Below are 25,343 nucleotides of genomic sequence, written 5' to 3' on the forward strand. Positions count from 1 at the left end.
AAGGAAGAACAGTAGTGGGGAATATAGCTATAGAAGATCCAACCACCATACCTAAAATAAAATGATACATTTTCGAATAGTATCGTCCAAACAAATAGTTTGCAGCTTTTGCGAATAATAACACACATGCAAGTACTCCAATTGCTAAAGGAATAATAACACCAAAGTTAAAACTTGAAATTCCAGCAGCCATCTTGTCGTATAAGCCAAAATAGATTAAAAAATTACTAGGACTCATACCAGGCACGATAACGCCTAATCCAATTAAAGCTCCAGAAAATACCCATGCAAAAAAGCTTGGCGTAACTGCGGTTAAACTCGCACTACCCATTAGCATGATTAAGAAAATCCCCACTGCCGATAGGGTTAGTATTAACCAATCACCCTTATCTCGTCCTTCTTTACCAGCTGCATTAAATAGCGAAGGAAATGTACCGGCTACAAACCCTATAAAGAGACACGTAAATTGTGCTGCATACTTGCCAAAAGCTTGCTCTACAAATACAGAAAAGAGCACGACGCCTACAACCCCGCCAATACCTATTGGAATAAAATAAAGAACATTTTCTTTAAAATGACGCTTTAAATTTCCTAAAAATTTTAACATGGGATCATAAATATTGAAAATAACCGCTAATACACCTCCAGATAGTCCAGGTAGTATTGCTCCAATCCCAACTGCTAGTCCCTTCAACAGCCTTACCAACCACTTTTGTGGTGTATCTTTTTCTAGTACAACATTACTTTCTTTCATACTCCCTCACCTTTACAGCATATTTTACAAAGTCTTCTTATCTATTATATAGAAATATTTTTTTATAGAAAGGTAAGTTTTTCTTACTTTCCAATTTTTAAAACGTTTTTTTATATTCTTTGCATATTTATATGTAAGAACTGGCTATTTGAAAGGATAATGATAATGATTTCATTCTATTATTTTATGCTCGGCGCTTCTATCGCTTCTTTTTATTTTTTAGTTGCTTTCCGGCTCCCTCTTGGTCAGCCAATTGGTTTTTCTCGTTCTAAATGTGATAGTTGTCAAAAAACATTAGATGCTACTGAACTCATCCCTATTTTTTCTTTCTTATTTAATCATGGTCGCTGTCGTTACTGTCAGGTTAATCTTTCCTTAGCCTACCCTCTATTTGAACTGTGTGGTGCAACAATCACTTTATTTCTTTTCCACTCTTATTCAGGAAAGTCACTTCTTATAAATGGCCTCCTTTATTCTATTCTTTTTCTAATGGCAGCAATTGATTACCACCATTTGTTTATCCCGGATTCTCTGCAAATCGCTCTTTTTTTACTTCTTTTTGCCGACCCTTATAACCACCGATCTCTTTTAGGGGCTGTATTATTCTTGATCGTATCAATATTTAGTTCCTATCTCGTTAAGGATGGTTTAGGTGGAGGGGATGTGAAACTGCTTGTCATTTCGGGGTTTTATTTTGGTTACCTTACTACTACTAAACTTTTGCTTTTAGCAGCCAGTTTGGCACTTAGTTATTTCCTTGTTAAAAAGCAAGAAAAACTTATCCCTTTTGCACCCTATTTAACATTTGCTTTCTTTATTACAAAAGAATTTTTTGTTTCCCGGTAAACCTATTTTCCTTATAAATTTACACAAAAAAAGAGTGCGCCCGAATCCGTAGATTTGAGCGTACTCTTTTAGTAAAAATTATTCAGGTTTAGTTTCAGCTTGCTGTGGTGCTGTTGTGGAAATGCTATAAGCACTTGCTGTTCCCGCATTGACTGCTTTTGGAGTCATTTTACGGTAACGTGTCATACCAGTACCGGCAGGAATAATCTTACCGATAATAACATTTTCTTTCAGACCAAGCAGGTTATCCACTTTACCACGTAAGGCAGCATCTGTTAGGACACGTGTTGTTTCTTGGAAGGATGCAGCTGACAAGAAGCTGTTTGTTTCCAATGAAGCTTTCGTGATTCCTAAAAGAACTGGACGTGCAGTTGCTGGAACTTCACCAGCTTTAATGCTCGCTTCGTTACGGTCCGTAAAGTCTGCAATATCCATCAAGGTTCCTGGTAGAATTTCAGTTGAACCAGGATCCATAATACGAACTTTACGTAGCATTTGACGAACCATTACTTCGATATGTTTGTCTCCAATTTCTACCCCTTGCATACGGTAAGTTTTTTGAACTTCACGTAGTAAGTAAGTTTCAACAGATAAAACATCACGAACACGTAGTAAACTTTTCGGTTCAATAGAACCTTCCGTTAATGGAGCTCCACGGTGAATGAAGTTTCCTTCAGCAACCTTCATACGTGCTGTATAAGGAACTGTATAGGTACGTGTATCGGTAATTCCTTTGACGGTTACTTCTTTAGTCCGTTCTGCTGCATTTTCGTCAACAGAAACAACTTCACCTGTAACTTCGGTAATAACCGCCTGTCCTTTCGGATTACGCGCTTCAAAGATTTCTTGAATACGAGGTAACCCTTGTGTAATATCATCACCAGCAACCCCACCCGTATGGAATGTACGCATGGTCAATTGTGTACCTGGTTCACCGATGGATTGTGCTGCAATTGTACCAACCGCTTCGCCCACTTCAACTTCGTTACCGGTTGCGAGGTTCATACCATAACAATGCTTACATACACCATGACGGGTGTTGCAAGTGAATACCGAACGAATAGTAACTTGTTCAATACCAGCATCAATGATACGACGCGATAAATCTTCAGTAATAAGTTGATTATGTGGCACCAATACTTCGCCTGTTTCAGGATGAACGATTGATTTTTGAGCATAACGACCGATGAGACGTTCTTCTAGCGGTTCGATTACTTCGTTCCCTTCTAGAATCGCTGTAATATCCAATCCACCATCTGTTTGACAGTCATCTTCTCGGACAATAACATCTTGCGCAACATCAACTAAACGACGTGTCAAGTAACCAGAGTCAGCGGTTTTCAGAGCTGTATCCGTCATTCCTTTACGAGCCCCATGTGTTGACGCAAACATTTCTAAAACACTTAGTCCTTCACGGAAGTTTGAAATAACTGGCAATTCCATGATTTTACCAGATGGTGAAGCCATCAATCCACGCATACCCGCTAATTGGGTAAAGTTTGAGATGTTACCACGCGCACCCGAATCGGACATCATGAAAATTGGGTTTTCTTGCTTCAACGATTCCAATAAGAACCCTTGAATGGTATCTTTAGCAGCATTCCATGTATTAATGACACTATTATAACGCTCGTCATCAGAGATTAATCCACGACGGAATTGTTTGGTAATAGCATCTACTTGCGCATGTGCTTTGTCGATAATTTCAGGCTTGTTCTCCAATACTAAAATATCAGCAATCCCTACTGTAATACCAGAGCGTGTTGAGATTCGGTAACCTAAATCTTTCATTTTATCCAACATTTTTGAAGTTTCGGTTACTTCATATTTCTTAAAGACAGCCGCAATAATATTTCCTAGATTTTTCTTCTTGAATGGTCCAATAATATCTTGGCGTTCAATAAACGCTTTGATATCTGTTCCAGGATCTACAAAATATTTATCAGGTGTAGCGTCTTCTAAGTTGGTTTGGGTCGGTTCATTCAAGTATGGGAACTCATCCGGCATAATTTCATTGAACATCACTTTACCAACGGTTGTAATAAGTAACTTCCCTTTTTGGTCTTCAGTCCACGGTTTAGCAGGTAGAGAGTTGATGTTCATCGCGATACGTGTATGTAAATGAACATAACCATTTTGGTAAGCAATTTCAACTTCGTTCGCGTTGGAGAAGCTCATCCCTTCACCAATTTTACCTTTTTCTTCCATCGTTAAGTAGTAGTTACCTAAAACCATATCTTGAGACGGTGTTACAACTGGTTTACCATCTTTAGGGTTTAAGATATTTTGGGCAGCAAGCATTAACAAACGTGCTTCTGCTTGTGCTTCTTCACTTAGAGGAACGTGAACCGCCATTTGGTCACCGTCAAAGTCAGCGTTATAGGCCTCACATACTAATGGGTGAAGACGGATTGCTTTTCCTTCAACTAGAATCGGCTCAAAAGCTTGGATTCCCAATCTGTGTAAAGTAGGGGCACGGTTCAATAGAACAGGATGCTCGCGAATAACTTCTTCTAGTACATCCCAAACATCATCATCCATACGTTCAATTTTACGCTTGGCGCTCTTAATATTTCCAGCTAAATCACGTTGGACTAATTCTTTCATTAAGAAAGGCTTGAATAGTTCTAAAGCCATTTCTTTAGGAAGTCCACATTGATACATTTTTAGTGCTGGTCCTACGACAATAACGGAACGTCCTGAATAGTCAACACGTTTCCCTAACAGGTTTTGACGGAAACGCCCTTGTTTCCCTTTCAACATATGTGAAAGAGATTTAAGTGGACGGTTCCCAGGACCCGTTACAGGACGGCCACGACGACCATTATCAATCAAAGCGTCAACGGCTTCTTGTAGCATCCGTTTTTCGTTTTGAACAATAATATTCGGTGCATTTAAATCTAACAAACGTTTCAAACGGTTATTACGGTTAATAACACGACGATACAAGTCATTTAAATCACTTGTAGCAAAACGGCCACCATCCAATTGAACCATCGGACGGATATCCGGTGGAATAACTGGAACAACTTCCATAACCATCCATTCTGGTTTATTACCAGAAGTACGGAAAGCATCCAAGATATCTAAACGACGAATTGCACGCGTACGTTTTTGGCCGGTTGCTGTTTTTAACTGTTCTTTTAGTTCTTCACATTCTGCATCTAGATCAACACGTTGTAGCAGTTGCTTGATACCTTCTGCTCCCATTTCTGCTTGGAATCTATTTCCAAATTCAGCACGTTTTTCACGATATTCACGTTCTGTTAATAGTTGTTTAGCTTCTAAAGTTGCATCACCTGGATCGATGACTACATAACTTGCAAAGTAAATAATTTCTTCCAACGCACGCGGACTCATATCTAATACAAGACCCATACGACTTGGAATACCTTTGAAATACCAGACATGTGTAACAGGTGCTGCTAGCTCAATATGAGCCATTCGTTCGCGACGCACTTTTGAACGAGTTACTTCAACACCACAGCGGTCACAAACAATCCCTTTATAACGAATACCATTGTATTTACCACAAGAACATTTCCAATCTTTTTGAGGGCCAAAAATACGCTCGCAAAAGAGACCGTCCTTTTCAGGTTTTAAAGTTCTATAATTAATTGTCTCTGGTTTTTTGACTTCTCCGTAAGACCAGCTGCGGATTTTATCAGGTGAAGCCAGAGAAATTTGCATTTGTTCAAAATTATTAACATCTATCAAGGGGCTTCCCTCCCTTTTCTGTTGAGCTGCCCTATCTGCTCATCACAATTCTCACATGCACCGGAGTGCTAAGAAGGATAGTCCTTCTTAGTCTTCCGCTTCATCTTTTCTAACTTCTGTTTGTTTACTTAAACGTTCAAAGTTTACAACTTCATCTTCATCGTCCATATCACGTAGTTCAATCTCTTGTCTGTCTTCATCTAGAACTTTCATATCTAAACCAAGTGCTTGTAATTCTTTGACAAGAACACGGAATGACTCCGGAACGCCTGGTTTTGGTATTGGTTCACCTTTAACGATAGCTTCATAAGTCTTCACACGACCAACAACATCATCTGATTTGTAAGTCAAGATCTCTTGAAGGGTATATGCTGCTCCGTAAGCTTCCAATGCCCAAACTTCCATTTCCCCAAAACGTTGTCCACCAAATTGTGCTTTACCACCTAATGGTTGTTGTGTAACGAGTGAGTATGGTCCAGTTGAACGTGCATGTAATTTATCATCAACCATATGAGATAATTTCAAATAGTACATAATTCCAACAGAGACACGGTTATCAAATGGCTCACCTGTACGACCGTCATAAAGAATGGTTTTAGCATCTTTGGCCATACCGGCTTCTTCTACTGTACCCCAGACATCTTCTTCACTTGCCCCATCGAATACTGGCGAAGCAATATAAATACCTAGTTCACGTGCAGCCATTCCCATATGCAACTCTAACACTTGTCCAATATTCATACGTGAAGGAACACCAAGTGGGTTTAATAGAATATCAACCGGCGTACCATCTGGCATATAAGGCATGTCTTCTTCCGGCATAATGCGCGAAACAACCCCTTTATTACCATGACGTCCCGCCATCTTGTCACCTTCGTTGATCTTACGTTTTTGAACAATATAAACGCGAACCAATAGGTTAACTCCTGGTTTCAATTCGTCGCCTGCTTCACGAGTAAATACTTTAACATCGTGAACAATTCCGCCACCACCGTGAGGAACACGCAAGGATGTATCACGCACTTCACGTGCTTTTTCACCAAAGATTGCATGTAGCAAACGTTCTTCAGCCGATAATTCGGTTACTCCTTTAGGTGTTACTTTACCTACTAGAATATCGCCATCTCTTACTTCAGCACCGATACGAATAATCCCGCTCTCGTCCAAATCTTTCAGTGTATCTTCCCCAACGTTGGGAATTTCACGAGTGATTTCTTCAGGACCTAGTTTTGTATCACGTGCTTCAGATTCATATTCTTCAATATGGATAGATGTATAAACGTCATCTTTTACAAGACGTTCGTTCATAATAACCGCATCCTCGTAGTTATAACCATCCCATGTCATAAAGGCAACCAAAATATTTTGCCCAACTGCCATTTCACCATTCTCCATAGATGGGCCATCTGCTAAGATATCACCCTTTTCTACTTGTTCGCCTACGCGGACAATTGGACGTTGGTTGTAACATGATCCAGCGTTAGAACGTTGGAATTTCGTAACAGGATATTTATCTAATGCGCCATCTTCGCGACGAACACGAATTTGAGCTGCATCTAGATATTCAACAACTCCATCGTTTTCACATAGAAGGGCTGCACCAGAGTCATGAGCTGCAACATATTCCATACCAGTTCCAACAAGAGGTGCTTTTGGATTAATCAACGGTACTGCTTGACGCTGCATGTTCGCACCCATCAAGGCACGGTTTGAGTCATCGTTTTCCAAGAATGGAATACATGCTGTTGCGACTGCAACTACTTGTTTAGGGGAAACGTCCATGTAGTCAACACGTTCAATTGGCACTTCTAGGTTATCATCTACATAACGTGCCATAACAATGTCATTCACAAAAGTTCCATCTTCATTTAGAAGGGAGTTTGCTTGTGCTACTACATAGTTGTCTTCTTCGTCAGCTGTTAAGTAATCAATTTTGTCGGTTACCTTGTGGGTATCCCAGTCAACACGGCGATAAGGAGTCGTAATAAATCCATACTCATTAATTTTCGCGTAAGATGACAAACTATTAATAAGTCCAATGTTAGGACCTTCTGGAGTTTCAATCGGACACATACGGCCGTAGTGAGAATAGTGAACGTCACGAACCTCGTATCCTGCACGGTCCCGTGTTAAACCACCGGGTCCAAGCGCAGATAGACGGCGTTTGTGCGTTAACTCACTCAACGGGTTTTGTTGGTCCATGAATTGGGATAGTTGAGAAGAACCAAAGAATTCTTTAATGGATGCAACAACTGGACGAATATTAATCAATTGTTGTGGGGTTACGGTTGAAACGTCTTGAATAGACATTCTCTCACGAACCACACGTTCCATACGTGAAAGACCAATACGGAATTGATTTTGTAACAACTCACCTACAGAACGAATACGACGATTACCCAAGTGGTCAATATCATCAGTATGGCCAATTCCTTCATATAAATTAAAGAAGTAGTTAATGGATGCAAGGATATCTGCCGTTGTTAAGTTTCTAATTTCTGGGTCAACTTCACCGTTACCAATTAAGTTAATTTCTTTTTCAGGATCAACTTGTGAATAGACTTTAACAACTTGGATTCGAACCGGTTCCGCTACAACACCATCTTCAGAAGGTTGTAAGATCACTTCGTTCAAACCGTTATCAAAATAAGGCGTTAAACGGTCCAAGACTTCACGGTTTACTTCCGTTCCTTTTTCGGCCAAAATTTCGCCTGTTTCAGGATCTACTAGCGTTTCAGCTAATATTTGGTTAAATAGTCTCGTCTTAATATTAAGTTTTTTATTTAATTTATAGCGTCCTACTGGAGCTAAGTCATATCTTCTTGGATCGAAGAAACGTGCATAAAGTAAATTACGAGAACTCTCAGCTGTTTTTGGTTCACCTGGACGGAGTCGCTCATAAATATCTTTTAGCCCTTCTTCTTCACGTGAGTCAGAAGACACCTTGTGGACATCTTTTTCAATCGTTAGTTTCAAGCTGTCATTATCGCCAAAAATTTCCAATATTTGATCATCAGAACCAAATCCGAGCGCACGAACTAAAACAGATAACGGAATCTTTCTTGTTCGGTCGATTCGAACATATGAAATATCTTTTGCATCTGTTTCAAATTCCATCCAAGCACCACGGTTTGGAATCATTGTGTTTCCAAATGTTTCTTTACCATTTTTATCAATCTTATTATGGTAGTAAACACCTGGAGAACGTACTAATTGCGAAACAATAACACGTTCAGCACCGTTAATAATGAATGTTCCCATATCTGTCATCAGTGGGAAATCACCAAAGAATACTTCTTGGTCTTTGATTTCTCCTGTTTCTTTATTGATCAGACGCAGTTTGACATAAATTGGCGCAGAATAGTTCGCATCGTGTGAACGTGCTTCTACTACCGTGTACTTTGGAGTCTGAAACTCATAATCCAAAAATTCTAAGCCTAAGTTTCCTGTGTGATCTTCAATTGGCGAGATATCAGCAAACATTTCTTTTAGTCCTTTTTCTAAGAACCACTGATAGGAAGCCGTTTGAAGTTCAATCAGGTTTGGAAGCTCTAATACCTCACTGATTCGTGAATAACTTCTTCGGGTACGGTGTTTCCCGTATTTGACATTATGTCCTAACAACTTCTTCACCCCTCATAAATTTGACTCGAGTAATATGCAATGTTACATTCTTGTTACAAATGTTACATCTACCTAAAAACTGACTGTAAGACCCTGTTTTTTGGCAAAAAAAAACCAAAAGAGCGATGAAATTTCCTGGGAAATAGTTCTCTGTCTTTTGTTTTTGCCTAAAAGGTGATTGGACAATATTTCAACCACATTTTTTATTCATTTCTTACGTATCTACAGTATTAATCATTATATAATCAAAACCAACAAAAGTCAAGGTTTAATTTTTAACACTTTGGATGATCCAGTAGCCTTTATCACGTGCAATCACTTCTGCATTTCCAAAAACTTCCAACATCTTTTTTTGTGCGCTAGGAGCGCCTTGTTTTCTTTGAATAACAACAGTTAGGGTCCCTTGTTTTTCTAAATAATCATAGCTTTCACTTAGCATTTGATGAACAACTTGCTTACCCGCACGAATAGGTGGGTTGGTTACAACAGCCGAGAAATATTTATCTGGCGATACATTTTCATAAATAGAAGAAGCGTATATGTCGACGTTCTCAATACCATTATCTTGGGCATTTCGCCTTGAGAGCTCTAGGGCACGTTCATTAACGTCTACCATATTAACCACAACTTCTGGGTATTCTGATGCTAAAGATAAACCGATCGGTCCATAACCGCAACCTAAATCTAAAACAGGTCCCGTTAATCCTTGTGGATATTCAAAGCTATCAATTAATAAGCGTGAACCAAAATCAACGGTATTCTTAGAAAAAACACCCGTATCTGTTGTAAAACGAAATTCTTTTCCTTTTAATTGGAAGGGCCAGGTTACCTCTGCACTTTTACTAGTCGGCTTTTTTGTATAATAATGATCGGACAATCGGATCACTCCTTCATAAAAAGAAAGAGCCGGAACAGATTTCTGTCCCAGCATCTTCAATCATTTAATTTAGATTATTTAAGTTCTACTGAAGCGCCAACTTCTTCAAGTTTAGCTTTAAGCTCTTCTGCGTCTTCTTTTGACATTCCTTCTTTGATAATTCCAGGAGCGCCATCAACGAGTCCTTTAGCTTCTTTCAAACCAAGACCTGTTGCTTCACGTACTGCTTTGATAACTTTGATTTTTGCGTCGCCTGCAGAAACAAGTTCTACGTCGAATTCGCTTTGCTCTTCAACTTCTGCTGCGCCAGCGCCAGCTGCTGCAACAGGTGCTGCTGCTGTAACTCCAAATTCTTCTTCGATTGCTTTTACTAGGTCGTTTAATTCAAGAACTGTTGCTTCTTTTACGTCAGCAATAATTTGCTCAATATTCAATGCCATTTTAATTTCCTCCGTTTTTATGTATGTTTTTTTATTCATGTTTATATCATTAACTGGCGATTAAGCAGCATCTTTTTCGGATACAGCTTTGACAGCCAATGCAAGATTGCGTACAGGTGCTTGCAATACTGATAATAGCATTGATAGCATTCCTTCGCGGTTTGGAAGTTTAGCAAGAGCTTCGATTTCTTCTACAGAAGATACGTTCCCTTCAACTATTCCGCCTTTGATTTCAAGATTAGGTGCTGTTTTAGCAAATTCAGCAATAATTTTTGCTGGTGCTACAACATCATCTTTACTAAATGCAACGGCTGTTGGGCCTTTGAAAACATCATCCATACCTTCTAATCCTGCAGCAGTCACCGCACGAGAAATAATAGAGTTTTTCAAAACGTGCATTTCACAACCAGCATCACGTAATTGTTTTCTAAGTTCAGTTACTTCACCAACGGTAAGTCCTAAATAGTCAACTACAACTACAGATGAAGATTCTTTTACTTTTTCAGTTGCAAGTGTTACAAGTTCTTGTTTTTTAGCAATAGCAGTTTCACTCATCTTATCGTTCACCTCCTAAGTTTTTGAATAGAGTTTTTATAAAATAAAAAAACTCTATGCCACCTAGACATAGAGGATCCGTTCAATCTTAACTGGATTCTTCCTCGGTAGGATGATTAAGGCTCACGCCCCCTACTGTCTTCGGTAAGACATATATTAACCTTGATGATTATAACAATCATAATCATCAAGGTCAAGATGATTTATAAAATTATCTTTCTAAACTACTTGTATCAACTTTAACACCAGGTCCGAATGTAGAAGTTACACTCAAGTTTTTAATGTATTGACCTTTTGCAGTAGCTGGTTTAGCACGTTGAACAACGTCATGAATTGTTTTGAAGTTTTCAAACAATTTTTCGCTGTCAAAAGATACTTTACCGATTGGAACATGGATATTACCTTGTTTGTCAGCGCGGTAAGTTACTTTACCAGCCTTGATTTCTTCAACAGCTTTTGCGACATCCATTGTAACTGTTCCTGTTTTAGGGTTAGGCATTAAACCTTTAGGTCCCAATACGCGACCTAAACGTCCCACTTGTCCCATCATATCTGGTGTTGCAACGATAACGTCAAAGTCGAACCATCCGCCTTGGATTTTGTCCGCTAATTCGTTTTCGCCTACGTAATCTGCACCAGCTGCTTCAGCTTCTTTAGCTTTGTCACCTTTAGCAAATACTAAGACGCGTTGTGTTTTACCAGTACCGTGTGGCAATACAACTGCACCACGGATTTGTTGATCGTTTTTACGAGTGTCGATTCCTAAACGGTATGCTACTTCAATCGTTGCATCAAATTTAGCGAAATCAATTTCTTTTACTAATGCAAGTGCATCTTTAGCAGAATAGTGTGTTCCTTTTTCTACTTTTTCAGAAGCAGCAAGGAATTGTTTACTTTTTTTAGCCATGATATTTCCTCCTTGATGTGGTTTTAACGGTTCTACCTCCCACTGGTAACCTCTGCCTTCATGTTGGCATGTGGTTCCATGAGAAGCTGCTGTCTAGATTAGTCTTTTACAGTAATACCCATTGAGCGAGCAGTACCTTCGACCATACGCATAGCAGCTTCTACGTCTGCTGCATTCAAATCTGTCATTTTAAGTTCAGCTATTTCTTTAACTTGTTCTCTTGTTACAGAACCAACTTTTTTAGTATGTGGTTCGCCAGAACCTTTTTCCAATTCAGCAGCTTTCTTCAATAGAACAGGTGCTGGTGGTGTTTTTGTGATGAATGTAAATGAACGGTCTTCATATACTGTAATCACAACTGGAATAATCATACCTGCTTGATCTTGTGTACGAGCGTTAAATTCTTTTGTAAATCCCATAATGTTCACGCCAGCTTGTCCTAATGCAGGACCTACCGGTGGAGCTGGAGATGCTTTCCCTGCAGGAATTTGTAACTTAACGAGTTTCATAACTTTTTTAGCCACGATACATACCTCCTTGATTGTTCGTGATGTGGTTTAATGGGGTTTTAGATTTCCCCTCCCACACATTTCCATGCGTATTATAAACGCACTAGTGAATGTTAACAAGTTTTTAGATTTTTGTCAACTCTTTTTTTATTTATTGCACTTTGTCTACTTGATCATAATCTAGTTCTGCAATTGTTTCACGGCCGAACATCTCGATGAGCACTTTCAACTTCCCTTTTTCAGAGTCAACTTCTTCTACGAAACCAGAAAGACCATTAAATGCTCCTTCAACAATTGTAACATTTTCGCCTTTTTCAAATTCCATTTCGCGAATACGCGTACTTAATCCCATTCGTTTTAGAATCCAATCGATTTCTTCGTTTAATAAAGGCGCCGGTTTACTTCCTGCTCCGTGAGAGCCAACGAAACCTGTAACACCTGGTGTATTACGCACCACAAACCAAGACTCGTCAGACATAATCATTTCAACTAAGACATAGCCAGGGAACGTTTTTTTAACTTTTGTCTTTTCTTTCCCATCTTTAAGTTCTACTTCTTCCTCTTCTGGAACAACAACGCGGTAAATATAGTCCTCCATTTTCATACTTTGCGCACGTGATTCTAAGTTCATCTTTACTTTATTTTCATAACCTGAGTAGGTATGTAAAACATACCAGCTTTTTTCTTGTTCTACTGTTTCCACTTCATTCACTTCTTTCTTTTTTACTTTTTTAGTATTTTTTTGTATGATAGTTTGTCAAATTAAGTGCAACACCTCTTCCATAAAGACCTCGTGAGGCGTTCGGTAGCCAAGACATTTTCTTGGTCTATTATTAATCAGGTACAAAGCTTTTTGAAGTTCTTCCTGTTCCACATGATCAAAGTTGGTTCTCTTCGGAAAGAACTCCCTCAGGAGTCCATTACTGTTTTCATTGCTTCCTCGTTGCCAAGAAGAATAAGGATCTGCGAAATAAACAGGGATGCTTAAGTCTTCTTCAATGACAGGATAACAGCTGAATTCCTTTCCTCTGTCTGTCGTAAAACTTTGGAAGGCAGTTTCAGGAAAAAGCGTAGTCAGTTTTCGTATAGCCCCTTCCATTGAGGAAGCGGAACGGTTGGGTATTTTGATGGCGAGGTACCAGCGGCTTTTCCTCTCTAGGAAAGTAGCAACGCAACCTTTTGCCTGTCCGCGTCCTGATACGACGGTGTCCAGCTCCCAGTGACCGAAGGTCGTTCGCTTCTTGACGTCTTTTGGTCGTTTTGAAATAGAGGTTCCGATATTGAATCTTCCTCTGGTTTCTTTTGGTTTCTGTCGTTTGCCTTTTTGTCTCAGAACGGACAATGGAACTTGTAAGAGACCGTAATAGAGCCAGCGATAGATTGTTTTGAAAGAAATTTTCCCTTGAAATAGCCGGCCTACAATTTGTTCTGGAGACCAGGTAAGAGTTAGTTTTTCCTGAACCTTTTCTTTGATTTCAGAAGTCAACTTTGATTTTGCTCCACAGTTCGCTTTCTTTTGTTTATAGCGTTCCTGTGCCTGATCACACTGATAATATGGGTTCCTGTTCAGTTCCCGTGAAACAGAAGAAGGGGCACGACCAAGGATTCGAGCGATCCGGCGGATCGAAAAACCTAGATCACGAAGCGTTTCTATTTTTGAGCGTTCGGCTATGGTAAAATGAGTGTAGCTCATGGCGAGTCCTCCAGTCGAATGTTGTGTGGTAACTCCATTCTACACGAGGTCGTCATGGGTTTCTTTTATTTTACCTAGGTGTTGCACTTAATATTACAATTCATCGTATAAAAAAAACCTTTCATTTTTGGAAAGGTTCTCTCAGCGCTTTTAGTATAGCAAAAAGCTGCGTTATTCGCTAGTAAAAAATAAGTTAAATACTCATAATCAGGTCCATTATTTCAACAATACCAAAATCGACAACCGCAAAGAAAACTCCAAAGAGTAGGACGGTCACAATCACTGTACTGGTGTACTTGGATATTTCTTGTCCAGTCGGCCAAGTTACTTGCTTCATCTCATCTTTAACACTTTTTAAGAATTTCACAGGGCACCTCACTTCTTTTTTGGTTATTTCGTTTCTTTATGTAGTGTGTGTTTACCACAGTAACGGCAGAATTTTTTAACTTCTAATCGTTTTGTGCGAGTTGCTTCGGAAGGTGTAATGGTGTAATTTCTTGAACCACATATTGTGCAGGCTAAGGCTGCTCTTCTTTGTACCACTCTCGCTCACCTCTTCCTCCTATAATCTTGCATACCCCTTTTATAATAGGGTGTGCAGCCTTTCTTGTCAACTAAAAATAATCCCTACGATAAGTAAAATGATTTGTGAAACATGAATGACGACTAGGTTCATAAGTGTCAACGGAAAGGTTTCTTGCTTATCTTGTTTCGCCGTAAAAAGGCGGATATTCCTTTGGACTAGTGGCCATACTAACAAAACGCCCAACATCCATGGTGTCATTACTTTGACGAGAACCGCTACTATAATGGATATAAAGACACTATAGTAGAGAATAGCATAGAGTTTAATTGCAACGGGCTTACCAATATAATAAACCAAGGTATAACGATGATTGGTAATATCTGTCTCAAAATCACAGGTATTATTAGCTAACATGATATTCGCAATTGTTAAAACTAAAGGAAGCGAACTGAGAAAAACTACTAGTATAGCAGATAAATCCCCGTCTAAATTAAACCTCGGCCAAGTGAGCGTTAAAGACGCTAAAGCATCTTCTGGTACATTTATAAAAACGGCAATAAAAAAAATACCAAACCCCATTGTCAAACCGGATAAAACTTCCCCTAGTGGCATTCTGGATATCGGAAACGGGCCGAAGGTATACAAAATGCCGATCACGAAACAAATAACACCGATGATTAATAATAAAAGATTAGTACGATAAGTCAACAGCAAGCCTAATAAGCTTGCAAGGACAATCATACTGATAATAAGCATAGTCGTATTTCGAACGCTCAAACCTTCTCGACCTAGGACATTCTCTTTGTCTCGATAATCGCTATTTTTCGCTTTTACATAGTCAACTGTATTATTAATAGCTGTGGTAGCCATATCAAATATTAACATCGATATAAAGAATAGAAGCGTATTCCATCCATTAAAAGATTCAAAATAGTAAACAGCATACAGCGTTCCAATCACAAAAGGAAAAAGGCTGGCTAGCTTTGTACGGATTTCAACGAGCTCAAAAAATGTTAACAATGTCATCCCGTCTCTCCTTTATTTAATTTTTTAGATGATAGTTTTCGTCTTTTAGTTCAAAATTTGTTTTTAAACCTTCTGATAGATAGACGTCTTTATCTTTACTTACAAAAACCGCCTCTACATCATTACGACCATTTATATATTCCAGCCCCGATTCAATTCCTAAACCAAAGACTAAGGTTGACAATGCATCTCCGTCAACTGACTTATCAGAAATAATAGAAACACCTGCTATTTCATTTGTAAATGGGTAACCTGTTTGAGGATCCATCAGATGATGATAAATTTGACCATCTACTTCTAAATTACGTTCATAAATTCCTGAAGTAACAATAGAACGTTCTGTTTGCTGCGTGGAACCAATACTCTTACCCCGTTCACCAAAAGGGTCTTGAATACCTACATTCCATACTTGCTCATCCCTAGCAGGTGAGCCCCCCATTACGTAAACATTTCCTCCCAAATCAATTATGGCCGTCGTTACCCCGCGAGACTCAAATAGATCATGAACCTCATCAGTCATATAGCCTTTAGCGATGGCACCTAAATCAAGTTGCATCTCTTCATCTTCTAAAAAGACAGAGTGGTTTGCTTCGTCTAGAATCACTTTTTCAAAATCGATGTGTTCCAGGGCCGTATCTATTTCAGATTGTTCAGGTTTACGGGCATCATCAAAACCAATGCGCCATAAATTCGTAATCGGTCCAATAGCATAGTTGAATTGTCCATCGAGCGTGTCACTATACTGGTCCGCAATTTCAATTAACTCAAAAACATCCTCAGATACTTCTATCGGTCTTACACCCGCTGCCTTATTAATTTTGGTAATCTCTGATTCCATCGTTTCACCCGATACTTTGTCAGCAAGCTCTCTGACAAGTTTAAAGCCCTCTTCCAAAACTGCTTCCTTATCGCGGTCATAAATACTCAAACTAACATAAGTTCCCATTAAAAATTCCGTATCATTGTAGGCTGTTGCATTTACTTCCTCTTTCTCACCACAGCCAACGAGGATAAGTAGCAAGAGGAAGACATTTAGACTTGCATAGATTTTTTTCATAAAAGCACTCCTAAAATCTTTTTCGCTATTTTACCATAGGAAAAAGGTAGGAACGAGTAATCTGTTCCTACCTTTCTTCTTCGCTATTATTAGTTATCGATTTCGATTGTATCTGTATTTCCTGCTTCAGCTGCAGCAATTAATTCAGCTGCGTACTCTACGAATTTTTCGCTTGAGTGTGTCGCACCGGATACAACTTCAACTTCTGAAGCCGCTTGTTTTTCTACCAATTGTTCGTTTAATTCTGGTAGGTAATCTTGAGGGCCAACACCAGTCACTTCAGCCATATTTTTTTGATATTCATCGTCTTCAGATTTCAATTCGCCAGCTTCGTTCAAGTAGTCGTAGTTTGATTCAGTAATTTCTCCGTCTGTCACGACCATATCAAAAGTAGCTTTCCAGCCATTTTCATCCAAGTTTTTTTCAACTAGTTTGTATGAACCATCTTGTAGTTCAGCTGTTTCGCCAGTTGTTACCATAGAAGACATTTCTTCTGATTCTTCTACCATTGACATTGAAGATACTTCATCTGTTTCTTCTACTGTTGTGTCTTCTGCTGTGTCGCCACAAGCTGCAAGAAGAAGTGTTGAAGCTAACGTTAATGACCATGCAGTCATTTTTTTATTCAATTTCATATCTATATACCGCCTTTTTATTTTTTGTTTTATAAACCTGATAAAAAATTCACAAGCGTATTACATAGTAATATTACCACCCTGTAGAGTAAGATGCAAGAATTATCAAAGGAAAAATACATTTTATAATCAAAAATTAATCTATTAAAAATTACGATGGGTTATTTGTTCAGTAATTTTCAAAAGTAGTTTTTTTGCATCACGATTCGGTAACTTCGAAATTTGCTTTAACGCCTTACGCGTATATTTATCAGCCAAGTTTTTTGCCTCATTTAAACCGCCACTATCGATAACAAGGGCATAGAGCGCTTGTAACTCCTTATCGGTAATAGACTTCCCTTTTTCAAGAAAGGGTAGAATCTTTTTCGGCTCTTTCTTAAGCGTATAAAGAACGGGCGCGGTATAAATACCATTTTTGATATCTTGGAAAATGGGTTTACCGACTTTTGTATCATCTGCTGTAAAGTCAAGAATGTCATCCATAATTTGAAAAGCCATTCCAATATTGCTTCCAATTTGGAAAGCTTGACGAGAAAATCTTGAATCGGGATCGACTTCATAGGCTCCCGAATAGCAACTTAAACCGAACAAGTAAGCAGTTTTTCCTTGTATTTGACTGAGGTAATCGCGCATCCGCATATTCGTGTTATAGCGCCGATCCATTTGTTGCAATTCACCAATTAATATCTTCTCAATACCTTCTGAGTTATTTTCGATTAAATTTATATCACTAGCATATTCTTGTAAAAGGCGAAAAGCAACGGTAAACAAATAATCGCCTGTATAAATTGCCACGCGGTTCCCATAAGTAACATTGAGTGTATCGCGATTTCGACGTTTATCTGAACCGTCAATGACATCATCATGAACTAACGTTGCCATATGGAGGACTTCAATTGCAGCAGCAATAGCTCGCGCTTTTTCAGGATTGCGATTCTCAGAAAACAGAGAAAATAGCAAGCTATAAGCCGGTCGAAGCAGTTTCCCACCAGACGTTAACATTTCGTTTATTTTGTCTCTCACGTCTTCATTCCTGATGGTTATGGTGTCTTCAATCAGTGATAAAGTCGCTTGTAGTTCCTTTTGTATGGTCGGGTAATCATCCCATAATGGGTGTAGTTCCATTTAACTTTCACACTCCTGGTTTTAATTTCTTTTTCAGGAAATAACATCAATCTCATTTGGGGTTTCTAAAGGTTGATCCGATTGTACTTCTACGAGTAATTTATGTGGCAAGCATAAATTTGTCTCGCCTACCTTACGAATATCTCCCATTCGCACACACACTTGGTCTGAGCAATTGGCCTCGGTAATCGTAACTGAATCACCTGTGCGAACAATGATATTCTCGTGACCATCCTCATCGTGATAACGATACGTTTCAGTCTGCCCATCATCTACCAAATTAAAGATATACATGATTTCTCCATCTGCTTTAACAACGGCTTTTAAATCTGTTTGGTTCGCCATCGCCTGTTGGTAAGTAAAGAGTCCCAGTGGTAAGAAAGATCCAATTATAAGTAGAAGAACAATGAGAATATCGCCTTTTTTTATCATTTTTACATACTTCATCATCAGAGTTTGATCCCTTCAGTTTACTTTTCTTTCACTATAAACAAAAAAAGGAAGTAGAGGCAAGTTTCCCCACCTCAACCTCCAAGTTATTTATTAATCTTCTATGCCACGTTCGTATATAGACTTAATGTCCCCATACCACCATTTACCTAATTTCTTAGATAGCCATGGTATGACGTAATAATCAAGACCAAGCGCTCGACCTGCTCCATTCATCAAGCTAAAGGCTGCTGGGATAAACCACATATTAGCCCAGTAGAACATCCCTGATAAGCAGAAAGTGATAACTAAACCAATTGTCACTGCACTTGCTAACCATGTAAAGAGTCCAAAAATGAGCGCCAAACCAATGGCAATTTCAACCAATGTCATTGTTTTTTGCATGAATAGTGCCACTTGAACATTTGGCACCATGAATTCCATGATACTCTCAAACCAACCTGGCATTTTGTCTAGAACCATCATTGGTTCTTCGCCATACACATAACTTAAACTGAAAACGCCTTTTACCGCTTCAACTGCTTCTGTCGCACCGGATGTTGGGTCTTGTAGCCATGAGAACGGCAGAGCGACCTCATCACCAAACCAAGAAGCTGCGCCAAGTATACCAAACATCTTTTTCAATCCTTCAATGAGCCACATAGATCCAAAGAATAGTCGCATTGGGAAGCTCCATAGAACATTTCCATAGCGAGAGAGATGTTTGCGGAAAATATTACGGCCATCACGGTTATGGAAAAACTCGTGGTGAATATATTTTACCATATAGAATAGTGAGCCAATGGAGAATAAGTAGTACAAGTTAATTAAGTGCTTCACTGCCATTGCCATAAACCCACTCAAGTGAATTTTATCCATTAAGTAAGCTACACCATATTTTGAACCGATTGATATCATAAACCCTTGATAGTTTCCTTTATGGGCTACTTTTTCACTACCTTCATAGGAAGCAATAATATTAGCCGCTGCTGTATGCCCTGTTTGTTCGGCACTTTGAACAATTTGCGGAACAGGTTGATTGTTATTGTCTGGCTCTTCATAATAGACCACGTCTCCAGCTAAGTAAACATCTTTAGCACCTTGTGCTTCCATATATTTATTCGCTACTAAACGACCAGCTCTAGCTTGTTCAATACCAAAATCTTCTACATCAGAATTGGCCTTCACACCAGCAGTCCAGATTAGAGTGTGAGTAGGAATGACGGTGCCATCTGTCAGAGTAATTTTATCTGTTTCGACATTGGAAACGCCATTGCTTTTAATGATTTTAACTCCATTTTTCTTTAAGTAAGCTTCCGCTTTCTTTTGCTCTATTTCTGTTACAACGCCTAAAATAATAGGTGCTGCTTCAACAAGATAGAAGCTAAATTCATCAGGATCGAGTTTATTGTCTATCGCTAAACGATCTTTCCACTCCATCAAATCGCCAATCATTTCGACACCGGTAAAACCAGCCCCCGAAACAACCATTGTCAGCATCGCTTTACGTTTTTCAACGTCATGCTCATTAGCAGCATCTTCAACGGTATCTTTAATATGGCGACGTAAGGTGTTAGCATCTTCCCATGACCATAAAGTGAGTCCGTGTTCTGCTACTCCTGGTATATTAAATGTATTTGGCTCTCCACCCATCGCCAAAACAATGTAATCATACTTAAAAGTCGACTTAACAGTGGTGACTACTTTATTTTCTTTATCTAAATTTGTCACTTCGTCTGTTACAATATCCACATTTTTATTACGGTTAAACAGACGTTGTAAGTCAAATTGAATCGCATCTGGTTCCACACGCCCGGCTGCTACTTCGTGCAGTTCGGTCATATACGTTTGATATGAATGTCGATCAATCAACGTAATAAGGACATCTTTATTTTTCTTGAAATGTTTAGATAGTTTTTTGGTCGCTGAAACCCCTGCAAAACCAGCACCAATTACTACTATGTTCGTTTTAGCCATCATCTCTACTCCTCTTTTATTCTATATATGTAAATGACTTCACAATCAATTAGTTGCTTACTTTAAGTTACTTACTTTAGCATTATAAAATATTTGTGAAATAAAGTCCAAGGTTATTTTTAATTAAAGATATTTTTTTTAATGGCAATAAAAAAAGAATTAGATTCACTCTAATTCTTTGAACTCTTTTGTATATTGAGCGTCATACCATCTTTTAGTCAATCGGTCGTTCTTGGCTTCTTCTTTTTGGAAGGTTTTAATCGCTACCACGCGTTCCATTAAATAGTTGGCCGCAATTCCTACAGCAATCCCTGAGAAAATCCCTGTAAAAGCTAAAATAGGTAAGTAAAGCATGACGCTAAAAGACTGAGCAATAGCGCTGGCAACAATTAATTGGCCTACATTGTGTAAAATACCGCCCGTTGCACTCACTCCTATTAAACTGACACGTTCTGGTCCTAGACGCCTCACTGCCCTCATACCAAAATAACTTAGAAAAGCTCCTGCAAAACTATACAGAAAAGTTGAGAGTGTTCCACCTAACAAGGTAGAAACTAATAGTCGCATCCAAACCACTTTGAGACTGTCTTTGGGTGGTAGTGTAAAAATAGCTAGAATGGTAATAATATTAGCTAAGCCTAATTTGGCTCCTGGTGCAAACCCAAAAGGAAATGGAATCGATCGCTCTAATAAGGTAATAACCACTCCTTGGGATGCTAATAGAGAGATATATAATAATCGTTTATTTTTTTTCATATTTGATACCCTTACTGTTTCATAGTTTTTTACAGTTTAGCATATCAATCAAGGAACCGTACATTATTAGATTAAAATTATAAACTATGTCATCCAAAAATCACCTTAATCTAGCATTTTTCTTATTGTAAAAATTATCACAAGGAATATAATATGGTTAATAATTTAGGCGCACCTAAAAAAGATCCAAAAGCTTATGAAATAGGAGGCGCTGTCATTGCAATTCGCGATGAGGACGCAAATTATATCAGCGTTGACAAGGAGGCGGTATAAAATGGCAGACACATTTGTATTACAGAATGAAAAAAATGGGCAGGCACGTCATCTCATTAGCAGGCAACCCTAATGTTGGCAAAAGCACTGTTTTTAACCAATTGACCGGCCTAAAGCAACATACTGGCAATTGGCCCGGAAAGACTGTTGGTTTAGCGGAAGGAATAGCAGACTTTAAAGGAAAATCTTATTGTCTGGTTGATTTGCCAGGTACTTATTCACTTTCATCCAACTCAGAAGAAGAGGAGGTTGCGCAAGCTTTTATTGAATCCGATCGATCAGAAGCAACCGTTTGTGTTTGCGATGCCACCTCATTAGAGCGTAGTTTGAATCTCGTTTTACAAATTATGCAAGCAAGTGATAAAGTTGTTGTCTGTGTCAATTTAATCGATGAAGCACGTCGCAAAGGGATACATATTGATATTGAGAAATTACAGTATTTATTAGGGGTACCTGTTGTAGCAACCGCAGCACGGCAGAACGAAGGTTTAGATGATTTGATGGCTGCTCTTTCAAAAATTGATTCCGGAACACTAAAAATGAATCCCTACATGAAAGAGGCCTTAGTTAGTTTACAAGAAAATCCTGAAGAAAATAAATTAGCACTTTTAGACCGTGCTAGTGCAATTGCAAACGACGTTGTAGAAATCACGGATGAATATTACAATCGCCGTGATCGAAATTTAGACAAAATTTTAACCCAAAAATCAACTGGCATTCCTATTATGATTTTGTTATTAATTATGGTTTTCTGGCTAACGATTCAAGGAGCCAACGCACCGTCTGATGCCTTAGCGACCTTTTTTGCTATAATTGGCGATTACCTCAATCAGTTCGCTCGAATCATTCAGATGCCTGAGTGGCTACGTGGTGCTTTAATTGACGGGATTTATAATGTTCTCTCAACAGTTATTTCAGTCATGCTACCCCCAATGGCTATTTTCTTTCCTTTGTTTACACTTTTAGAGGACTTTGGTTATTTACCTCGTGTTGCTTTTAATTTGGATAAATACTTCGCAAGAGCAGGCGCTTGTGGTAAACAAGCCTTAACCATGTGTATGGGATTTGGCTGTAATGCTGCCGGCATAGTGGGAACACGCATTATAAATTCACCTAGAGAAAAATTAATTGCAATTGTAACGAATAATTTTGTGCCATGTAACGGGCGCTTCCCTATTTTAATTTCTATTATTACTATGTTTTTTGTAGGAAGTTCGGTTAGCTTAGGCGGTAGTTTCCTTTCGGCAATTTTACTAGCGGCTACGGTTATCCTAGGTGTCTTGACTACTTTTTGGATTTCACAACTGCTTTCTAAAACGATCTTAAAAGGGGTTCCTTCTTCATTTACTCTTGAACTCCCCCCTTACCGTAAACCACAAGTTGGATCCGTGATTGTGCGTTCCATTTTTGATCGCACACTCTTTGTACTCTGGCGTGCCATCCTCGTAGCGGCACCAGCAGGATTGGTTATCTGGATGCTAGCTAACATTACAATTGGTGATTACAGTCTTTTAACTCGTGTTACCGATGTCATTGATCCTTTCGCTCGTTTAATGGGATTAGATGGAACTATTTTAATGGCTTTTATTTTGGGATTACTTGCAAACGAAATTGTTATCCCGATAATGGTTATGGGTTATTTAAGTAAGTCCACTCTGTTTGAGTTTGAGTCTCTAGACCAATTTAAAAACCTTCTGTTAAATAATGGTTGGACTTGGTTAACTGCTGTCAATATGATTCTCTTTACAATCTATCACTGGCCTTGTTCAACAACACTGCTTACCATCTATAAAGAAACAAAAAGTAGTAAATGGACTTGGATATCTTTCCTTGTCCCTACCTTAATGGGAGTTAGTGTTTGTATGCTAACGACCTTCCTTGCTCATTCGTTTAATTTAGTTTAGATATGCAAAAGGGGCTGGGACAAAACCTAGCTAAAAAGCAGCCCGGAAGTTTTTCTTCCGGGCTGCTTTGTTATTGGTATAAAAAAAGAAAGCCACCTAGTATAATGTAAATAACGACAAATACATTCAGGAGGGGCTTTCTTATGTATAAAAAATATAACACAAACCAAACCACTTTACCATTGGAATTATCCGCTTTGCTTCCCCAAGACCATCTTGTTTTTGTTATCGATGAATTTATTGAATCGTTAGATTGGTCTGCCTATCCTTTATTCGAGGCTTCCGAAGGAAGGCCTGGTTATCACCCGCGTTTGCTTATCAAGGCTTTGTTATTCGCCTACTCGGAAGGTATCTTCTCGGGACGGAAAATGGAAAAGATGATGTTGGAGAACATCGCTATGATGTGGTTGGTAAGCCAAGAAACGATTTCCTACCGTACAATCAACCGGTTTCGGTCATCACTGTTTTGCCAAAATCTGTTACCGGAATTGTTTGCGGAATTTGCAGCGAAACTGAAGACAGAAAATATGGTCACGATGGAAACCCTCTTCGTTGATGGCACGAAAATTGAAGCAAATGCCAATAAGTTTTCTTTTGTCTGGAAAAAGGCCATTGAGAGATACAAAGCTTCCCTTAAAGAAAAGGCGATGCAGTACTTTAAGGAAGAAATTCAACCATTGGTTGACCAAGCCATGCAGATTGATGATTCTGATGAACTGTCCACCGCTGAGTTGGAAGAAATTGCCACTATCATTGAGCAAGAAATTCAAGACCTGTCTAGTGACATCGAGGCGAATCCAGTTAAAGGGAAAAACCCTAAAAAGCAAAGACGACGGACGCTAAAGAAACACTTGCGTAAATTGGTCAATGACTTTATTCCACGTAAGAAAAAATATGCGGCGTATGAAGAAGTTTTTGAGGATCGGAACAGCTTCTCAAAAACGGATACCGACGCTACGTTTATGCGAATGAAAGATGACTATATGCAAAATGGACAACTTAAGGCAGGATACAATATTCAAATTGGTACTGAAAACCAATTCGCTTTGGCCGTCGGGGTGTTTCCTAATCCTACGGATACGCGGACACTCATCCCTTTTGTAGATTCCTTGACCATTTTACCGAAGACCATTGTAGCTGATGCTGGATATGGCAGTGAGGAAAACCTGGATTACTTGGACCAAATTGATGTGGAACACCTTATCAAATATAATGCGTTTGATAAAGAACAAAAGCGTAGTTATAAATCATCAGATAAAAACAGAAAAAATTGGGAGTATGTGGCGGAAGAAAATTATTTTGTCCATCCGGATGGTACGAAATATTATTTCAGCCATATCAGCCGCAAGAAGAACACGAGTGGTTTCGTTCAGATAATCCATGTATATAAACCGACTAATCCGGAAGAAGCCCCCCAAAAATCATTTAACTATAATTGGCACTATGAGGAATTAAAAGAACAAGAAACGAGTAAGCTTTTATCGCCCGAAGGGTCTCGGATTTTTGCACAACGCAAAATCGATGTTGAGCCTGTTTTTGGCCAGATAAAGGCTAATTTGGGTTTCACTCGATTCCATTTACGTGGAAAAGAAAAGGTAAAAGTTGATATTGAATTGGCCTTGATGGCCAATAACTTGAGAAAATATAATCTAAGGAAGGCTAGTTAACAGAATTACGCGACTTTTTAATACAAAACCAAAAAGATGATTGAGT

22 protein-coding genes, 1 pseudogene and 1 other annotated feature (1 of these 24 running past the window's edge) are annotated in these 25,343 nt (G+C 38.8%); of the genes and pseudogenes, 4 read left to right on the plus strand and 19 right to left on the minus strand.

From position 1 onward, the window contains the following. Nucleotides 1-754: the 5' portion of a DUF368 domain-containing protein gene (locus BW727_RS08710; RefSeq protein WP_062472011.1), read on the minus strand. Its footprint begins 131 nt before the window's first position; only the first 754 of its 885 coding nucleotides appear in the window; its start codon is at nucleotides 752-754; its stop codon lies beyond the left edge, outside the window. Between the two features lie 165 nt (nucleotides 755-919). Here BW727_RS08710 and BW727_RS08715 point away from each other — a divergent pair, with 165 nt between their 5' ends. After that, a complete protein-coding gene (locus tag BW727_RS08715) occupies nucleotides 920-1,600 on the plus strand; it encodes a prepilin peptidase (protein WP_062472013.1) in 681 nt (226 codons plus the stop codon). Nucleotides 1,601-1,678: 78 nt separating this feature from the next. Here BW727_RS08715 and rpoC read toward each other — a convergent pair whose 3' ends face one another. The 18 genes and pseudogenes from rpoC to BW727_RS08805 all read right to left on the minus strand — a co-directional run bounded on the left by rpoC (nucleotide 1,679) and on the right by BW727_RS08805 (nucleotide 21,453). Further along, nucleotides 1,679-5,317, minus strand: a complete 3,639-nt coding sequence (gene rpoC, locus BW727_RS08720; protein ID WP_062472015.1) for a DNA-directed RNA polymerase subunit beta' — start codon at nucleotides 5,315-5,317, stop codon at nucleotides 1,679-1,681. Between the two features lie 114 nt (nucleotides 5,318-5,431). Further along, nucleotides 5,432-8,950 (minus strand): annotated as a pseudogene (rpoB, locus tag BW727_RS08725) (DNA-directed RNA polymerase subunit beta); the annotation flags it as partial. A gap of 259 nt (nucleotides 8,951-9,209) precedes the next feature. Continuing rightward, nucleotides 9,210-9,818 carry a class I SAM-dependent methyltransferase gene (locus tag BW727_RS08730; protein ID WP_062472019.1) on the minus strand — a complete coding sequence of 203 codons (609 nt, stop codon included), beginning with the start codon at nucleotides 9,816-9,818 and terminating at the stop codon, nucleotides 9,210-9,212. Nucleotides 9,819-9,892: 74 nt separating this feature from the next. Beyond that, a complete protein-coding gene (rplL, locus tag BW727_RS08735; RefSeq protein WP_062472022.1) occupies nucleotides 9,893-10,258 on the minus strand; it encodes a 50S ribosomal protein L7/L12 in 366 nt (121 codons plus the stop codon). Between the two features lie 60 nt (nucleotides 10,259-10,318). Further along, nucleotides 10,319-10,813 carry a 50S ribosomal protein L10 gene (gene rplJ / locus BW727_RS08740; RefSeq protein WP_062472025.1) on the minus strand — a complete coding sequence of 165 codons (495 nt, stop codon included), beginning with the start codon at nucleotides 10,811-10,813 and terminating at the stop codon, nucleotides 10,319-10,321. 36 nt (nucleotides 10,814-10,849) lie between these two features. Beyond that, nucleotides 10,850-10,976, minus strand: a sequence feature (ribosomal protein L10 leader region). 48 nt (nucleotides 10,977-11,024) lie between these two features. After that, nucleotides 11,025-11,720 (minus strand): 50S ribosomal protein L1, encoded by a 696-nt coding sequence (gene rplA, locus BW727_RS08745; protein ID WP_062472028.1) that lies wholly within the window; start codon nucleotides 11,718-11,720, stop codon nucleotides 11,025-11,027. A 98-nt stretch (nucleotides 11,721-11,818) separates the two neighbouring features. After that, nucleotides 11,819-12,244 carry a 50S ribosomal protein L11 gene (gene rplK, locus BW727_RS08750; protein WP_062472031.1) on the minus strand — a complete coding sequence of 142 codons (426 nt, stop codon included), beginning with the start codon at nucleotides 12,242-12,244 and terminating at the stop codon, nucleotides 11,819-11,821. Between the two features lie 136 nt (nucleotides 12,245-12,380). Further along, nucleotides 12,381-12,932 carry a transcription termination/antitermination protein NusG gene (nusG, locus tag BW727_RS08755; protein WP_062472035.1) on the minus strand — a complete coding sequence of 184 codons (552 nt, stop codon included), beginning with the start codon at nucleotides 12,930-12,932 and terminating at the stop codon, nucleotides 12,381-12,383. A gap of 54 nt (nucleotides 12,933-12,986) precedes the next feature. After that, nucleotides 12,987-13,922 (minus strand): IS30 family transposase, encoded by a 936-nt coding sequence (locus tag BW727_RS08760; RefSeq protein ID WP_077795672.1) that lies wholly within the window; start codon nucleotides 13,920-13,922, stop codon nucleotides 12,987-12,989. 193 nt (nucleotides 13,923-14,115) lie between these two features. Beyond that, nucleotides 14,116-14,289, minus strand: a complete 174-nt coding sequence (secE, locus tag BW727_RS08765; RefSeq protein WP_216596704.1) for a preprotein translocase subunit SecE — start codon at nucleotides 14,287-14,289, stop codon at nucleotides 14,116-14,118. A gap of 23 nt (nucleotides 14,290-14,312) precedes the next feature. Then, a complete protein-coding gene (gene rpmG / locus BW727_RS08770) occupies nucleotides 14,313-14,465 on the minus strand; it encodes a 50S ribosomal protein L33 (protein WP_077795836.1) in 153 nt (50 codons plus the stop codon). Nucleotides 14,466-14,532: 67 nt separating this feature from the next. After that, nucleotides 14,533-15,474 carry a 1,4-dihydroxy-2-naphthoate polyprenyltransferase gene (gene menA, locus BW727_RS08775; protein ID WP_062472215.1) on the minus strand — a complete coding sequence of 314 codons (942 nt, stop codon included), beginning with the start codon at nucleotides 15,472-15,474 and terminating at the stop codon, nucleotides 14,533-14,535. Between the two features lie 16 nt (nucleotides 15,475-15,490). Then, complete coding sequence (locus tag BW727_RS08780; protein WP_062472213.1) at nucleotides 15,491-16,531, minus strand: FAD:protein FMN transferase; 1,041 nt, start codon at nucleotides 16,529-16,531, stop codon at nucleotides 15,491-15,493. An 89-nt stretch (nucleotides 16,532-16,620) separates the two neighbouring features. After that, the gene (locus BW727_RS08785; protein WP_062472210.1) at nucleotides 16,621-17,166 is read right to left on the minus strand and encodes an FMN-binding protein; all 546 of its coding nucleotides are present in this window, start codon (nucleotides 17,164-17,166) and stop codon (nucleotides 16,621-16,623) included. Nucleotides 17,167-17,310: 144 nt separating this feature from the next. Continuing rightward, nucleotides 17,311-18,291, minus strand: coding sequence for a polyprenyl synthetase family protein (locus BW727_RS08790; RefSeq protein WP_062472207.1), 981 nt, complete (start codon nucleotides 18,289-18,291; stop codon nucleotides 17,311-17,313). Nucleotides 18,292-18,324: 33 nt separating this feature from the next. Beyond that, on the minus strand, nucleotides 18,325-18,741 hold the full coding sequence (locus tag BW727_RS08795) for a NusG domain II-containing protein (protein ID WP_062472205.1): 417 nt from the start codon (nucleotides 18,739-18,741) through the stop codon (nucleotides 18,325-18,327). 93 nt (nucleotides 18,742-18,834) lie between these two features. Continuing rightward, complete coding sequence (locus BW727_RS08800; protein ID WP_062472202.1) at nucleotides 18,835-20,697, minus strand: FAD-dependent oxidoreductase; 1,863 nt, start codon at nucleotides 20,695-20,697, stop codon at nucleotides 18,835-18,837. 165 nt (nucleotides 20,698-20,862) lie between these two features. Continuing rightward, nucleotides 20,863-21,453, minus strand: a complete 591-nt coding sequence (locus BW727_RS08805; RefSeq protein WP_062472199.1) for a Gx transporter family protein — start codon at nucleotides 21,451-21,453, stop codon at nucleotides 20,863-20,865. Nucleotides 21,454-21,606: 153 nt separating this feature from the next. Between BW727_RS08805 and BW727_RS10760 the strand changes: the two genes are divergently transcribed. The 3 genes from BW727_RS10760 (at nucleotide 21,607) to BW727_RS08815 (ending at nucleotide 25,297) form a co-directional block, all read left to right on the plus strand. Beyond that, nucleotides 21,607-21,726 (plus strand): ferrous iron transport protein A, encoded by a 120-nt coding sequence (locus tag BW727_RS10760; RefSeq protein ID WP_149025745.1) that lies wholly within the window; start codon nucleotides 21,607-21,609, stop codon nucleotides 21,724-21,726. 14 nt (nucleotides 21,727-21,740) lie between these two features. After that, nucleotides 21,741-23,630, plus strand: a complete 1,890-nt coding sequence (gene feoB, locus BW727_RS08810; protein ID WP_217994426.1) for a ferrous iron transporter B — start codon at nucleotides 21,741-21,743, stop codon at nucleotides 23,628-23,630. Nucleotides 23,631-23,773: 143 nt separating this feature from the next. Next, a complete protein-coding gene (locus tag BW727_RS08815; RefSeq protein ID WP_077795838.1) occupies nucleotides 23,774-25,297 on the plus strand; it encodes an IS1182 family transposase in 1,524 nt (507 codons plus the stop codon). The last annotated feature ends 46 nt before the right edge of the window (nucleotides 25,298-25,343 follow it).

This window comes from Jeotgalibaca dankookensis, from assembly GCF_002005405.1.
GTDB lineage: Bacteria > Bacillota > Bacilli > Lactobacillales > Aerococcaceae > Jeotgalibaca > Jeotgalibaca dankookensis.